The 14,905-nt window shown below is 70.6% G+C and carries 12 protein-coding genes; 3 read left to right on the forward strand and 9 right to left on the reverse strand.

Annotated features, from left to right (window positions below; all coding sequences use genetic code 11):
- The 6 genes from ACWGI8_RS24650 to ACWGI8_RS24675 form a co-directional block, all read right to left on the reverse strand.
- Window positions 1-822, reverse strand: an 822-nt coding sequence (locus ACWGI8_RS24650; RefSeq protein ID WP_453663997.1) for a VWA domain-containing protein, incomplete at its 3' end; no start/stop codon positions are given.
- Window positions 823-827: 5 nt separating this feature from the next.
- Entirely contained in the window at window positions 828-1,862 is a 1,035-nt protein-coding gene (locus ACWGI8_RS24655) for an AAA family ATPase (protein ID WP_453664014.1), read from the reverse strand.
- A 40-nt stretch (window positions 1,863-1,902) separates the two neighbouring features.
- Window positions 1,903-2,757 (reverse strand): FAD binding domain-containing protein, encoded by an 855-nt coding sequence (locus tag ACWGI8_RS24660; RefSeq protein ID WP_453663999.1) that lies wholly within the window; start codon window positions 2,755-2,757, stop codon window positions 1,903-1,905.
- Entirely contained in the window at window positions 2,754-5,222 is a 2,469-nt protein-coding gene (locus ACWGI8_RS24665) for a xanthine dehydrogenase family protein molybdopterin-binding subunit (protein ID WP_453664000.1), read from the reverse strand. Before ACWGI8_RS24665 ends, ACWGI8_RS24660 begins: the two co-directional genes overlap by 4 nt.
- Window positions 5,219-5,698, reverse strand: a complete 480-nt coding sequence (locus ACWGI8_RS24670) for a (2Fe-2S)-binding protein (RefSeq protein WP_453664001.1) — start codon at window positions 5,696-5,698, stop codon at window positions 5,219-5,221. The genes ACWGI8_RS24665 and ACWGI8_RS24670 overlap by 4 nt, the downstream gene beginning before the upstream one ends.
- A 191-nt stretch (window positions 5,699-5,889) precedes the next feature.
- Window positions 5,890-7,368, reverse strand: a complete 1,479-nt coding sequence (locus ACWGI8_RS24675) for a glutamate-cysteine ligase family protein (protein WP_453664003.1) — start codon at window positions 7,366-7,368, stop codon at window positions 5,890-5,892.
- 486 nt (window positions 7,369-7,854) lie between these two features.
- Here ACWGI8_RS24675 and ACWGI8_RS24680 point away from each other — a divergent pair, with 486 nt between their 5' ends.
- Window positions 7,855-8,400 (forward strand): lamin tail domain-containing protein, encoded by a 546-nt coding sequence (locus tag ACWGI8_RS24680; protein ID WP_453664005.1) that lies wholly within the window; start codon window positions 7,855-7,857, stop codon window positions 8,398-8,400.
- Between the two features lie 325 nt (window positions 8,401-8,725).
- Here ACWGI8_RS24680 and ACWGI8_RS24685 read toward each other — a convergent pair whose 3' ends face one another.
- Complete coding sequence (locus ACWGI8_RS24685) at window positions 8,726-10,087, reverse strand: FAD-dependent oxidoreductase (protein WP_453664007.1); 1,362 nt, start codon at window positions 10,085-10,087, stop codon at window positions 8,726-8,728.
- 257 nt (window positions 10,088-10,344) lie between these two features.
- Window positions 10,345-11,910 (reverse strand): glutamate synthase subunit beta, encoded by a 1,566-nt coding sequence (locus ACWGI8_RS24690; RefSeq protein WP_453664008.1) that lies wholly within the window; start codon window positions 11,908-11,910, stop codon window positions 10,345-10,347.
- 383 nt (window positions 11,911-12,293) lie between these two features.
- Between ACWGI8_RS24690 and ACWGI8_RS24695 the strand changes: the two genes are divergently transcribed.
- The gene (locus ACWGI8_RS24695; protein ID WP_453664016.1) at window positions 12,294-13,070 is read left to right on the forward strand and encodes a hypothetical protein; all 777 of its coding nucleotides are present in this window, start codon (window positions 12,294-12,296) and stop codon (window positions 13,068-13,070) included.
- A gap of 51 nt (window positions 13,071-13,121) precedes the next feature.
- Here ACWGI8_RS24695 and ACWGI8_RS24700 read toward each other — a convergent pair whose 3' ends face one another.
- The gene (locus ACWGI8_RS24700; protein WP_453664010.1) at window positions 13,122-13,577 is read right to left on the reverse strand and encodes an Lrp/AsnC family transcriptional regulator; all 456 of its coding nucleotides are present in this window, start codon (window positions 13,575-13,577) and stop codon (window positions 13,122-13,124) included.
- A 208-nt stretch (window positions 13,578-13,785) separates the two neighbouring features.
- On the opposite strand from ACWGI8_RS24700, the gene ACWGI8_RS24705 reads away from it, so the two are divergent.
- The gene (locus tag ACWGI8_RS24705; RefSeq protein WP_453664012.1) at window positions 13,786-14,808 is read left to right on the forward strand and encodes an asparaginase; all 1,023 of its coding nucleotides are present in this window, start codon (window positions 13,786-13,788) and stop codon (window positions 14,806-14,808) included.
- Window positions 14,809-14,905 lie beyond the last annotated feature (97 nt).

The raw sequence follows: 14,905 nt of genomic DNA on the forward strand, positions 1-14,905 counted from the left end.
GTCCGGGACCACGGCCGCCACGGCCGCCATCGCCGCGTCCGGGTCACGATGCCCCAGCGCGCCGGTCACCCGGGTCAGCCGGGTGCCGATCGTGAACACTTCCGTCGCCGCCCGCGGCCCCGCCGGACCCCGGTGCGCCGCCGCATGCGCGAAGCGCAGCAGCGCGTCCGCGTACGGGGCCATCGAACCGCTCACATCCAGCAGCAGCACCACCCGGCGTGGCCGCTCGGCCCGCGCCCGGTGCCGCAGCCGGGCCGGCTCCCCACCCCGGCGCAGCCACTCCCGTACGGTCCGCCGCGGATCCACGGCCCCGCGCCGTGCCGGACACAGCCGGGCGGAACGCCGCGGTTCGCCCCGCAGCGCGAACGCGGCCAGCAGCCGCCGCAGCTGCTCGCGTTCGGCGCCGGTCAACTCGGCGACATCACGGTGGCGGAGCACCTCGGCGGAGCTGGCGAGCGCGGCTGCCGCCCCCGCGTGCTCCTCGTCCGGACCGGCCTCGGCCCCGCGGGCGCGGTAGGTCTCCCGTACGACGAGCCGCGGCGGCGGGGGAACGACCAGTGCCCGCGCTCGCGGCCGGGGCCCGGCCGCACGCCGGTCGAAGCAGGCGGCGAACACCTGGTCGTAGCGGTCCAGATCGTCCTGGCTGCCGCAGAGAGTGAGCCGCCCGGCCCAGTACACGCCCGTACGCTGCTCCGGCCCCAGTTCGTCGAGCGCCCGCAGAAACGTCTGCACCCGGTCCGGCCCCGCATCCAGCCCTGCCGCCCGCAGCGCACGCGCGAACCCCACCAGCACCGCGGGCCCATCGGCTGCCGTCGTCGTCATCGTTCTCACGCCCCCGCCCCGCGCAGCGCGAGGATCGCGGACAGGTCCAGGGAACGGGCCCGCTCGGCGTCCTCCCGGTACTTCAGCACCGAACCCAGGGTGGCCACCGCCAGCTCGGCATCCAGCTCCGTCGCACCCAGCGCGTCCAGGGCTTCCGCCCAGTCGATGGTCTCGGCGACCCCGGGCGGCTTCAGCAACTCCTCGGCCCGCAGCGCCTGTACGACGCAGGTCACCTGCTCGGCGAGCCGCGCGGTCACTCCCGGCAGCCGTCTGCGGACGATCGCCAGCTCGCGGGCGAAGGACGGGTGGTCGAACCAGTGGTACAGACAGCGCCGTTTCAGCGCGTCGTGCACCTCACGCGTCCGGTTCGAGGTGAGCACCACCACCGGCGGCGCCGTGGCCCGCAGCGTGCCCAGCTCCGGCACGGTGACCGTGTACTCCGACAGCAGCTCCAGCAGAAACGCCTCGAACTCGTCGTCGGCCCGGTCCACTTCGTCGACCAGCAGCACCGACGGCTGCGTCCGCAGTGCCTGCAGCAGTGGCCGCTCGATCAGGAACCGCCGGTCGTACAGCTCGTCCTCCAGTTGCTCCACATCGGTGATCCCGGCGGCCTCGGCGGCCCGCAGATGCAGCAACTGGCGTGGAAAGTCCCAGTCGTACAGCGCCTGTGAGGCATCGATCCCCTCGTAGCACTGCAACCGGATCAACGGCGCACCCAGCATCTGCGCCAGCGCCCCCGCGAGCGACGTCTTGCCCACGCCCGCGTCCCCCTCGCAGAAGATCGGCCGATGCAGCTTCAACGCCAGATAGCAGGCGATCGCCAGCCCGTCGTCCACGAGATACCCGACCGCCTCCAGCCCCTCCCGTACCTCGTCGGGTCCCGGCGGCACGGACATCGCCTCACCCGCCGACCGTCCCTCTCCATGGTCCCGCGCGGCCCCGGAGCCGGACGCCGTCGCCGAGCTGGAGCCGGACGCCGTCGACGCGGAGTCGGACGCCCGTGCCCCGCCCCCGGCGGCTCCCCCCGAGGGCCCGCCCATCTCGGTCATCCACGGGGCTCGCTCATCCACGGGGCACCCGTCAGGCCATCCCGGCCGCGGCCAGCACGGCACGCCGGGTGAGCACCCGCGCCAGATGCTCCCGGTAGTCGGCGGAAGCCGACAGGTCGGAGGACGGGCGCGTGCCCTCGGCCGCCGCCTCCGCGGCTCGCGCCACGGCCTGCGGGCCGTCGGCGCCCGCGAGGGCCGCCTCCGCCGCCGCGGCCCGCAGCGGCGTCGCCCCCATGTTGGTGAGACCGACCCTGGCCTCCGCGATACCGCCGTCGCCGCCCCGTACCAGCGCCGCCACGCCGACAATGGCCCATGCCTGGGCCACCCGTTGGAACTTCTCGTAGTGGAAGCCCCAGCCGTCCGTCTTCGGCACCCGCACTTCCACCACCAGCTCGTCCGGCCGGAGCACGGTCTGCAGGTAGTCGGCGAAGAACTCCCGCGCCGGGATCGTCCGCCGCCCCTGCGGGCCCGCCGCGACCAGCTCTCCGTCGAGGGCGAGGACGACCGCCGGCAGATCCCCGGCCGGGTCGGCGTGGGAGAGTGCGCCGCCCAGCGTCCCCGGGTGCCGTACGGCCGGATCGGCGACCGTCGCCGTCGCTGCCGCAAGCAACCCGGCGTGGCGCCGTACCAGCGGATCGCGGATCACGTCGTGATGCGTGGTCATCGCCCCGATGACCAGAACGTCCCCGTCCTCACGCACGCCCTTCAGCTCCGGGATCCGCCCGACGTCCACCACCAGCTCCGGAAACGCGAGCCGCAGCCGCAGCATCGGCAGCAGACTCTGACCGCCGGCCAGCACCTTCCCCTCCTCACCGGCGTCCGCCAGCGCGCGCACCGCCTCGTCCACCGTCTCCGGTCGCGCGTAGTCGAAGGCTGCAGGGATCATGCCATCCCCTCTTCGCTCGGGGCGGGCGCCTGGCCCGTCGTCGGTACTTCGCCCTCCGGCCGCTCCTGGCCCGCCGCGGACCGTCCTGCCGCCGTGCGTGCCTGTCTGATGGCCTGCCAGACCCGCTCCGGGGTGCACGGCATCGCCACGTCCGTGACGCCGAGCGGCCGCAGCGCGTCCACGATCGCGTTCACCACGGCCGGCGTCGACGCGATGGTCCCGGCCTCGCCCACGCCCTTCACTCCGAGCGGATTCGACGTGGCCGGCGTCTCGGTGCGCTCCGTCGTGAACTCCGGGAGATCCATCGCCGACGGCACGAGATAGTCGGCCATGGTCCCGGACACCAGGTTGCCGTCGTCGTCGTACACGGCCTCCTCGTACAGGGCCTGTGCGATGCCCTGCGCGACGCCTCCGTGCACCTGTCCCTCGACGATCATCGGGTTGACCACCCGGCCGACGTCGTCGACGCACACGTACGAACGAATCCGCGTCCGCCCCGTCTCCGTGTCGACCTCGACCGCGCACAGATGCGTCCCGTGCGGATACGAGAAGTTGTCCGGGTCCACGAGATGCTCGGCGTTGATCGTCGGCTCCATGCCGTCGGGCAGGTCGTGCGAGGAGAACGTCTCGAACGCGACCTCCTGGATCGTCCGCCGTGCCTCCGGCGAGCCCCTCACGGAGAACACGCCGTCCGCGAAGTCCAGATCGTCCTCACTGGCCTCCAACAGATGCGCGGCGACCTTCCTGGCCTTCTCCACGACCTTCTGCGCCGCCGCGTGGACCGCCGAGCCGCCGACCACCAGCGAACGCGAACCGTAGGTGTCCATCCCCTGCGGCGCCGCCCGGGTGTCCCCGTGCAGCACCTCGACATCCTCGAACGGCACACCCAGCACATCCGCCGCGATCTGGCTCCAGCAGGTCACATGCCCCTGACCGTGCGGGCTCGTCCCCGTGACCACCTCGACCTTGCCGGTCGGCAGCATGCGGATGCTCGCCGCCTCCCAGCCCCCGGCGGCATACCGCAGATCCCTCAGCACCCGGCTCGGCGCGATCCCGCACATCTCCGTGTACGTCGACACGCCGATGCCCAGCCGGACCGGGTCGCCGCGCCGCGCCCGCTCCTGCTGCTCGGCGCGCATCCCCTCGTAGCCGAACAGCGCGAGCGCCTTGTCCGTCGCCGCTTCGTAGTTGCCGCTGTCGTAGGTGAGTCCCGAGATCGACGTGTACGGGAACTCGTCATGCCCGATCCAGTTGCGGCGGCGCAGCTCGAGTGGCTCCATGCCCAGCTCGACCGCGAGCTCGTCCATGATCCGTTCGATCGCGAACGTCGCCTCCGGCCGGCCGGCGCCGCGGTAGGCATCCGTAGGGGTCCGGGTCGTGAACACACCGGTGCAGGTGAACGCGTAGGCGTCCATCTTGTAGATCGCCGGGTACATGAACGCGCCGAGCAGCGGAGTCCCCGGCGTGATCAGCATCAGGTACGCGCCCATGTCCGCCAGCAGATCGACTTTCAGTCCGAGCAGCTTCCCGTCCCGCATCGCGGCGATCTCGACGTCCTGGATCTGCCCGCGGCCGTGGTGGGTGGCCAGGTATCCCTCGGAGCGCGACTCGGTCCACTTCACCGGCCGCCCCAGTTTCCGGGCGACGGCGAGTGCCAACGCCTCTTCCCCGTACACCTGGAGCTTGGACCCGAACCCGCCGCCGACATCCGGCGCGATCACCCGCAGCTTCTGCTCCGGAATGCCGGTCACCATGGCCATCAGCACCCGCACGATGTGCGGGATCTGGGTCGCGGAATACAGGGTGTACTCCCCGGACGCGGCGATCGGCGTCACGACCACGGCCCGTGGCTCCATCGCGTTGGGGATCAGACGCTGCTGGACGAATCGCCGCCGCACCACCACGTCGGCCCGCGCCTGGACCGATTCCCAGTCCTCACCGGTCGTCAGCGGCCAGACATAGCACCGGTTCGTCCCCTTGTCCGCGTGGACCAGCGGTGCGCCGTCCGCGAGGGCGGCCTCCAGGTCGAGCACCGGTTCCATCGGCGTGTAGTCGACCTCCACCGCCTCCAGCGCGTCGGCCGCCGCGTAGCGGTCCCGTGCGACCACCACGGCCACCGGGTCCCCGGCGTAGCGGACCTCGTCGACGGCGATCGGCGGATGGTCGGGCATCACGATGTCCTCGGTCACCGGCCATGCGCACGGCATCGACGCCAGCCCGTCCGCGAGGTCACGCCCGCTGTACGCGGCGACGACCCCGGGCCGCTCCCGAGCGGGCGCCACGTCCACCCGGTCGATCCGCGCATGCGCCATGGGACTGCGCAGAATCGCCATGTGCAGCATCCCGGGCACGCTGATGTTGTCCGTCCAGGTGGTCTGCCCGGTGATGAGGTGCGCGTCCTCCTTGCGCGCCCGGGCACGGCCCACTTCCCTCTCGCGCGTTCCGTCCGCCGGCTGCGCGGTCATGCCACAGCCTCCTGTCCGTCGCGGGCGGCTGCGAGCACGGCCTGGACGATGTTCTGGTACCCCGTGCACCGGCAGAGGTTGCCTTCGAGGGCCTCGCGTACCTCGGAAGGAGTCGGATGCGGATTCTCCCGGAGCAGATCCCGCGCCGCCATGATCATTCCGGGCGTGCAGTATCCGCACTGCAGCGCGTGCTTCTCATGGAACGCCTTCTGCAAGGGGTCGAAACCGCCGCCCTCGGCGCCTAGCCCCTGGACGGTCGTCACCTCGCCCCCGTCTGCCTGCACCGCGAGTACCGAGCAGCTCTTGACGCTCTGCCCGTCCAGCTCGACGGTGCACGCGCCGCAGTTGCTGGTGTCGCAGCCGATGGGGGTGCCGGTCAGCCCCAGTCGGTCCCGCAGGTAGTGGACGAGCAGCAGACGCGGTTCCACATCGTCCTCGTAGGCGATGCCGTCCACGGTCACCGAGATACGGTTCATGAGCCCTCCCAAGGGCCCCGGGGCAGGGATTACCAGCCGGTTTCGTCCGATATGCCCAACTTTAGGTCTGTGCAACACGCCCCGCGACCGCTCCCTTACCGTGCAGGGCGGCACACAGGCGGAGACCGTGATCATCGCCTCCGTGGGGCGCCTGCCCGGGCCGGGGCGGCCGGGGCGGCCGGGGTGCCGTTTCAGTCGATGGGCCAGGTGTGGGCCGGCGCGTTGAGGTGCATGTAGTCCATGTACTGCACCGTCATGCGCCGCAGCGCTTCATGGTGATCCACATGAGCGGTGTCGGCGATGTGATGGAACATCTCCGCCTGCCACACCGCGCCGTTACGGCCGGTGACGCACCGCTGCTCGATGACTCCCAGCAGCGGCTCCCGCCACGACGCGTCCATGCCCGAATGCTCCAGCCCCGCATGAGCCAGCGGCAGCAGGCGCCGCAGAACGAGCTCGGCCGCCGGCACCTCGCCCATGCCCGGCCAGTACAGACGTGCGTCGATCCCGTGCCGGGCCGCGGTGTGCAGATTCTCCTCGGCGGCCGAGAACGACATCCGTGACCAGACCGGCCGGTCCTCCTCGACCAGGGCGCGTGTCAGTCCGTAGTAGAAGGCACCGTTCGCCAGCACATCGGCCACCGTCGGCCCGGCCGGCAGCACCCGGTTCTCCACCCGGAGATGGGGTCTGTCGTGGGCGACGGCGTAGACGGGGCGGTTCCACCGGTAGATCGTGCCGTTGTGCAATGTGAGTTCGGCCAGTTCGGGGATGTCGCCACCGTCCAGCGTCTCCAGCGGGTCCTCCTCGTCGCACAGGGGCAGCAGCGCGGGGAAGTAGCGCACGTTCTCCTCGAAGAGGTCGAAGACGCTGGTGATCCACCGCTCGCCGAACCACACCCTCGGCCGGACTCCCTGCACCTTGATCTCCTGGGGACGGGTGTCCGTGGCCTGCTCGAAGAGGGGAATACGGGTCTCGCGCCACAGCTCCTTGCCGAACAGGAAGGGAGAGTTGGCAGCCAGTGCGACCTGTACACCCGCGATCGCCTGCGCCGCGTTCCAGTACCCCGCGAACTCGTCCGGTGAGACCTGCAGATGGAACTGGGTACTGGTGCACGCCGCCTCCGGCGTGATGGTGTCCGCGTAGGTCCGCAGCCGGTCCACGCCGTCCACCGCGATCCGCAGATCCTCACCCCGGGCGGCGAACACCTGCTCGTTCAGGAGCCGGTACCGAGGGTTCTCCGACAGTGCCGCCTCGCCCACGTCCGACAGCTTCAGTGTCGGCAGGATCCCGACCATGGCCAGATGGGCGCCCACCGCCGAAGCGCGCTCCTCGGCGTGGTTGAGGGCGTCCCTGATCTCCTGCTCCCACGCATCGGGCCCGCCCGCCGTCAGCTGCCTCGGCGGGATGTTGATCTCCAGATTGAACCGGCCCAGCTCACTGGACCACGCGGGATCCGCGATCGCCTCGAGTACGTCGGTGCTCCGCATCGCGGGCTCGCCCGCGGCGTCCACGAGGTTCAGCTCGATCTCCAGGCCGACCTGGGGCCGTTCGGACTCGAATCGTGCCTCGCGCAGCATCAGGGCGAAGGCGTCGAGGCACTGCTGCATCTTGTTCCGGTAGCGCCGCCGGTCTTCACGGGTGAACACCAGCGCGGGGACGTCTCGTCCCATCGGCCCTCCCGTATCTTCTCGGGCCCGCACCCCCTCTCAGCGTCCCACTCCACGGCCGCCAGGACCAGCGAGGACGGTCTGCCGCCGCGCGCGGCCCGGAACCGGACCGGGCGGCGAGGCCCGCCCGTGCGGCGTGCCCCGCCCGCACGGCGTGGCGAGCGTCCGCGCTGTTACACAGATCTGCAGGCGCGTGACCCGAGGGGCTGGGGTGGCGTGCGGGGTGGCGCGAGCGGCGGCAACCGCTTGTTGTTGATCCTTGTACGGATCGCTGTATCTGGCAGCGGGTTCGCCGGCCGGGTACGTCCTCATCGGTGCCCTATGCAGCGGAGAGTTACGGAAATGTCCGCTTTTTGTAACTCAGGATGATTCATCCGCTTGTGGTCGAGGTGATCCCGTCAGAGTGTGCGTCCTCGGCACCGGCCGAGAACATGGTCCGCTCACCGACCCTGATCCAGAGTCTGTGCGCACCGACTTGAGAGGGCATCCATGTCTGCTTCTCGTAACGCCCGTCGCCTCGTCGCGACGGTCCTCGCGTCCGGCGTGCTCGTCGGCGTAGCGGCCCTGCCGGCGTCGGCGGCCGACACGGACGACCGCCACGGCCGCCACGAGTCCCGGCGTTCCGCAGTGGCCATCGGCCAGGTCCAGCACAACAGCCCCGGACGCGAGAACCGCTCCAACCGAAGCCTGAACGCCGAGTGGGTCGAAGTGACGAACGCCGGCCGGCACGCGGTGAACCTGAACGGCTGGACCCTGAGCGACAGCGACGGCAACCGCTACCGCTTCAACCACCTTCGCCTGCCCGCCCGCTCCAGCGTCAGAGTCCACACCGGCTTCGGCCGCGACACCCATCGCGACGTGTACCAGGACCGTCGCGAGCAGATCTGGGACAGGCACGACACCGCGACTCTTCGCAACGACCGCGGGCGCACCGTCGACACCGAGTCGTGGGGCCGCGGATACGACGAGTCGTGGGATCGCGGACGCCACCACAACGACGAGCCGCGGGGCCGCGGACGCCACCACGACCGCTAGCCCGGACCGGTAGCCGCACCCGGGTGACCAGGTGCGGCTGCGCCACCCCCCCATCGCGGCGTGCCACGGCCGACCGGCCCCGGCACGCCGCACTTTCATGTGGCACCACGCTCATGGCGATGGAGTCGGCACCGGACCCTAGGGCCGTAAGCTCCTCCGCCGAACGGGTCAGATCACTTCACATCACGTCAAGTTCTTCACCAGAGCAGCGATGTACCGGCTGATCGAGTGACCCCGTACACCGTCGGTGGTCGGGGCCAACGGGTCGCTGGTCAGGCCCGTGGCCCGGTCGGCAGGCCCGCCTGGGTAACCGGGGCGGCCCGCTCTATGCCTCGCTCGCCCGCAGCATCCCCTCGCGGTCGACGATCTTCACCCGCTCCCGGTTTTCCGCGGCGCCGAGGGCGCGCTCGGCAGCGTCGAGCCGGTGCCAGCCCTCCCACGTGGTGTACCGGACGTCATTGCTGTCGAGGAAGGCGACGACCGACTCGGGGCCCGGCGCGGGGGGCGTGTGCAGGCGTCCGTTGTTGTGGTCGTCCAGGAGGTTCGCGACCGTCTCGTTGGCGTCGCCCTTGGTGTGGCCGATGAGGCCGACCGGGCCACGCTTGATCCAGCCGGTGACGTACGTCGACTGCATGTGCTCGCCGCCTTCGACGACGCGGCCGCCGTCGTGCGGCACCGTGCCGGTGACGAAGTCGAAGGGCAGTTTCGGCAGTTCCTCGGAGAGGTAGCCGACCGCCCGGTACACGGCCTGCACGTCCCACGTGCGCATCTCGCCCGTGCCGGTCACATTGCCGGTGCCGTCGAGCTGCGTCCGCTCGGTGCGCAGCCCCACGACCTTTCCGTCCTCGCCGACGACTTCGGTCGGGGACTCGAAGAAGTGCAGGAACAGCTTGTGCGGCCGGTCGCCGATGTCCCTGATCGCCCAGTTCTCCAGGGTCTGCGCGACCATGTGCGCCTGCTTGTTGGCGCGACGCGTGGCGATGGAGCCCTCGTCGTAGTCGATGTCCTCGGGGTTGACGATGACCTCGATGCTGGGGGAGTGGTCGAGCTCCCGCAGCTCCATGGGGCTGAACTTGGCCTGCGCCGGCCCGCGTCGCCCGAAGACGTGAACCTCGAGAGCCTTGTTGGCGGCAAGCCCGTCGTACACGTTCGGCGGGATCTCCGTCGGCAGGAGCTCGTCGGCGGTCTTCGCGAGAATCCGCGCCACGTCGAGCGCGACGTTGCCGACGCCGAGCACGGCCACCTTCTCGGCCTCCAGCGGCCAGGTACGGGCTACGTCCGGGTGCCCGTCGTACCAGGACACGAAGTCAGCCGCGCCGTACGACCCTTCGAGGTCGATGCCGGGTATGTCGAGCGCCCGGTCGGCGTTCGCACCCGTGGAGAAGATCACCGCGTCGTAGAACTCGCGCAGATCGTCGAGGCCGATGTCGTTCGGGTAGTCGACGTTCCCGAACAGCCGGACCTGTGGCTTGTCCAGCACTTGGTGCAGCGCGGTGACGATGCCCTTGATCCGGGGGTGGTCGGGGGCGACGCCGTACCGGATCAGCCCGAACGGAGCAGGAAGCCGCTCGAAGAGGTCGATGGAGACGCCGGGCTCGGCAGCGGCCTCGGACTTCAGCAGCGCGTCGGCGGCGTAGATCCCGGCGGGTCCGGCTCCGACGATGGCGACCCGCAGGGGGCGGTGCATGACAGGTTCCCTTCGAGTGGCGACGGGTGTCTTGATCGCCACCCTCGCAACAAAATACCTGCTCAGGTACCTGGCTCGAACCTATGACCTCATAAGCTGGGCTTATGGCCTCTCATAGACGCCCTTGATGAGAAGGTCAGGCCCTTGTGTGCCCTGTCGAGCCCGACGTGCCGTCGGCTGCGACAGGGTGCCCGGCGTTCGACACTGCGTGGGTGCTGTGCGATGGCCACATCGCCGTCGGGCTCGGCTGTGGGGTGTCATGTGTGGAGCGGTCGGTGAGTAGCGGTGATGGGGGAGGGGAGCCGGGTGGAGCCCGTGAGGTAACAGTCGGTGGCGGCTGCGGCTGCTCGTCCTTCCGCGATGGCCCATACGACGAGGGACTGGCCGCGTCCTGCGTCGCCGGCGACGAACACGCCGTCCGTGTTGGGGTGTTCTGCCTTCCCGGCCTGCGCTGCCGCTCCAGGCGCTCCTGCTGCTCCCGCCGTTTCAGCGGCCTCGGCGACCTCGGCGGCTTTGGCTGCGAAGGCCGCGTCCCGGGCGTAGTTTCCGCGGTCGTTCAGCGTGAGTCCGAGTTGCTCCATCAGACCGGTGCCCGGCTCGGGGCCGGAGAAGCCGAGGGCGAGTATGACCAGCTCCGCCGGGATCACCCGCTCGGTGTGCGGCCGTGGCGTCCTGGCCCGGGGCTCCACTTCGGTCAGGAGCAGTGCGCGTACGTGGCCGGCCTGGTCGCTTTCGAAGCGGAGGGTGGCGGACGAGAAGAGCCTCGGATCCCTGCCCTCCCGCCCACGGGCCTCTTCATGGGCATGGGAGATCCGGTAGACCTTCGGATGGGTGATGGGCCAGGGCTGGGTGTCCGGCCGGGTGTCGCCGGGTTCCGGGTTGATGTCGAGCTGGACCACACAGGCCGCGCCCTGGCGCAGGGCGGTGCCCAGGCAGTCCGAGCCGGTGTCTCCGCCGCCGATGATGACGACGTGCTTGCCTTCGGCGGTGAGGGAGGGCGAGGCGTGGTCGCCTTCCGTGACCCGGTTGGCGATGGTCAGATAGTCCATGGCCTGATGGATGCCGTCCAGTTCGCGGCCGGGGACGGGGAGTTCGCGGCGCTGCGTGGCGCCGACGGCGACGATCACCGCGTCGTGACGTCTCCTGAGATCGGTGGCGTCGGCATCGGGGCCGACGTCCACACCGGTGCGGAATTTGGTGCCCTCCGCTCGCATCTGCTCGATGCGCCGGTCCAGTTGCCGCTTCTCCATCTTGAATTCGGGGATGCCGTAGCGCAGGAGTCCGCCGATGCGGTCGGCACGCTCGTAGACGACGACGGTGTGGCCGATCCGGGTGAGCTGTTGCGCCGCGGCCAGCCCCGCGGGTCCCGACCCGATGATGGCGACGGTCTTTCCGCTGAGCCGGTCGGGCGGCATGGGTGCTACGTATCCGCGTTCCCAGGCCTCGTCGGCGATGGCCTGCTCGACGTTCTTGATCGTCACCGGGTCGGCGTTGATGGCCAGCACACAGGCGTCCTCGCACGGCGCCGGGCACAGCCGCCCGGTGAACTCCGGGAAGTTGTTCGTCGCATGCAGCCGCTCAGCGGCGGCATACCAATCGCCCCGTGACGCGTACACGTTCCACTCGGGGATGAGGTTCCCCAACGGGCAGCCGCTGTGGCAGAACGGTATGCCGCAGTCCATGCAGCGCCTCGCCTGCTCGGACACGAGCGGCAGCAACGCCTGCCCCGCGTAGACCTCTTTCCAGTCGCCCAGTCGTTCCTCGACGGGGCGAGGCGGGACGGGCCGACGGGGGATCTTGAGAAAGCCGAAGGGGTCGGTCATGCGCCGCCTCCATCGCTTACTCATGGCGCGTTACGGCGTTCCGACCAGCTTACGCCGGTTTGCACCGCTTTAACCGAGCCGCAGGCGGCTAGTGCGGGCGCGCGACTCCGGCGTGGCCGGGTTCGGTAACCGCCTGGTTGCTTTCGGTGGCCGGAGTGCGGCTTGCCGTCATGCCGCTCTCCCTCGTCGTGCTGCCGTCATGCCGCCGTGCGAGGCGGCCACGATCCGTGGTGAGCACGCCTCGTTGGGTGAGGAGGCCGGCCCCCGTCGCGCGGCTCGGGTGAGTACTCGTACTCATGTGCGCAGTCGGCCGGAGCGGAACCATGAGGCGCAGCGTGGCAGAGGGCCGCGCCCGTGCGTGCTCATATGGGGGACGGGACGGCATGGGGAAGTTCTTCGGCGCGGGACTGGCCGTCGCGGTTGCCGCCGCGGCCGTGATCCTGGCCTATGTGGTGGGGGCGCCGCCGGCGGTGGTGCTCGGGGCGGGGGCCGGGTTGGTCGGCCTGCTGTGGCTGCTCGTGCTCCTGACCGTGCCGTGGAACCTGTACTTCCGGGCTCATGCGGTGCTCGCCGAGATCGCGGTGAGCCGGGAGAAGGGCCTGGAGGTCTCGCCGGTGCGGGACGCCGAGGCTGCGCGCATCGCGCGGATGATGCTACGGGCAGCGGTGGCGGGCCATGTCGTGACAGCGGGTGTCGCGGTTGCGGTCACGCTGGCGACGGGGCGGGTGGCGGGCTACTGGTTCGCCGGGTTCTTCCTGTTGAGCACCCTCTTCCGGCCGGCGGGTGCCTACTTCGCACAGCTGCGGCGGCGCCTGGGCACGCTGCTCAAGGACGTGACGTATCCGCGCGACGACGTGGTGGAGATGCGGGCGCGGGTGGACCGCATGGAGGCCGGGATGAAGGTCCTCGAGGGGAAGGCCGAGGAGCAGTACCGCGCGCTTGCCGAACTGCGGCGCGCCGTGGACGCGTTGGGCATGGCGTCGTACGAGCGGGCCGACGAGGCCGACCGGAAGGTCGCCGCGCTGGGCAGGGAGTTCGAGTCGACGGTGAACCGGCTCACCGACAACCAGGAGATCATCGCGGGTGTGAAGGCATTTCTGCGCCTGCTGCGGGAGAGTGGTGACGGCATCGAGCGGTCGAGGGGCCCGCGACCGATCTGACCGGGCATCGTGATCGGGGGCGTGCGCCGATCCTTGCCCGGCGCAGCAGTGTCAGCCCTCCACCGGCAGGCCGCGCGGCTCCTTGATCCGCTTCATGATGATCTGCGAGTTGACCTCGTTGACGCCGGACAGCGCGGTCAGCTTCTCGATCCACAGCCGCTCGTACGCGCGCAGATCCGCCACTGCGATGCGCAGCAGGCATCCCGGGCTGCCGAAGAGCCGGTACGCCTCGATGACGTCGGGGATGTCCTGGAGTGCGGCCTCGAACGCCTCGACCACCTCACGGTCGCGCTTGACCTCGATGGAGACGAGCACTTCGAAGCTCCGGCCGACGGCCTCCGGGTCGATGACCGCCCGATAGCCCTGGATCACCCCGTCCTGCTCCAGCTGCCGGACCCGGCGCATGCACGGCGAAGGGGTCAGGCCCACCCGCAGGGCGAGCTCCTGATTGCTCAGCCGTCCATCGTTCTGCAGCTCGCGCAAGATTTCTCGGTCGATCTCATCCATGGAGCAATTATCCACCACGCCTTTCGCGTCTGCCGGACGAAATTGGCGATCATATTGCGCGAACAAACTCATATCATTGCGTCCGACTGCTCCGGCCACCCCCCGGAACAGCCATGGGGCGCAGCCCGGCCGGGCCAAGAGCGAGGCCGGGCCGCGTGCCCCGTCGAATTCGCCGCTTCACCAGCGGCACGGACGAGGAGTGGGCACTGTGGGACGGATCGTCGTCATCAGTACCGGTGGCACGATAGCCAGCCGCTGGCAGGGCTCGGGTTTCGCCGCCGACGCACATGGCCGGGAGGTCATGGCGACTGCCGCGGTGCCCGAAGGCATCACTGTCGAGGTCGTCGACCTGTTCAGCGTGAACAGCCCCCGCCTCACCACCGCCCATCAGCTCACCCTGCTGCGCACGGTGCACGAGGTGCTCGCCGACCCGGGCGTGGACGGCATCGTCGTCACCCACGGCACGGACACACTGGAGGAGTCGGCTTTCCTGGTCGACCTCCACCACGACGACCCTCGCCCGGTGGTCTTCACCGGCGCCCAGCTTCCGCTCGACGCTGCCGACGGCGACGGACCGGGCAATCTCCATGACGCGCTGCTGACGGCCGCCACGACGCGCGGTCTGGGCGTACTGGTCACCTTTGACGGCAAGGTGCACCCGGCCCGCGGCACCGTCAAGACGCAGACGCTCGCCCCGGACGCCTTCGGCGACCCGTCCGGCACCTGTATCGGAAACGTCGGCTTCGGGCGTGTTTCCGTACTGGACCACCCGCGGCGCCCCGGTGCGCTCGCGCTGCCCGGTATGCCCGGCACTCCGCCCCGCGTCGACATGGTGATGCACCACGCGGGCGCCGACGCGCTGCTGCTGAACGCGGCCGTGGATGCCGGGGCGCAGGGAATCGTCCTCGTGGCCACCGGCGCCGGCAACGCGACCCCCGAGATCGTCGAGGCCGTCGCCTCCGCCACGGCCCGCGGCGTGCTCGTCGCCCTGACCACCCGCGTCCAGGCCGGACCGGTCGCCGAGATCTACACCCACGGTGGCGCGGTCGACCTCGTGGCCGCGGGCGCCGTGCCGACCGGCACGCTGCGCGCCGGCCAGGCCCGGATCGCCGTACTCACCGCGCTGCTCGCCGCCACCGACCCGCGCGAGCGGGACCGGGTGCTCCGGCACGCGCTCGGCGAGGCCGTTTCCGCCGACGCCGACGTGGCTGCCGAGCTCGTCCAGGCATAGGGACTGATCCGCCGGGCTCCGGAGACCGTCAGGCAGCTCCGGCTCGGCCGACGCTGCCTCCGGCTACCGCCGAAGCAGGCCGCGGCCTGTGCCGGGC

Source organism: Streptomyces sp. NPDC054841 (assembly GCF_053611045.1).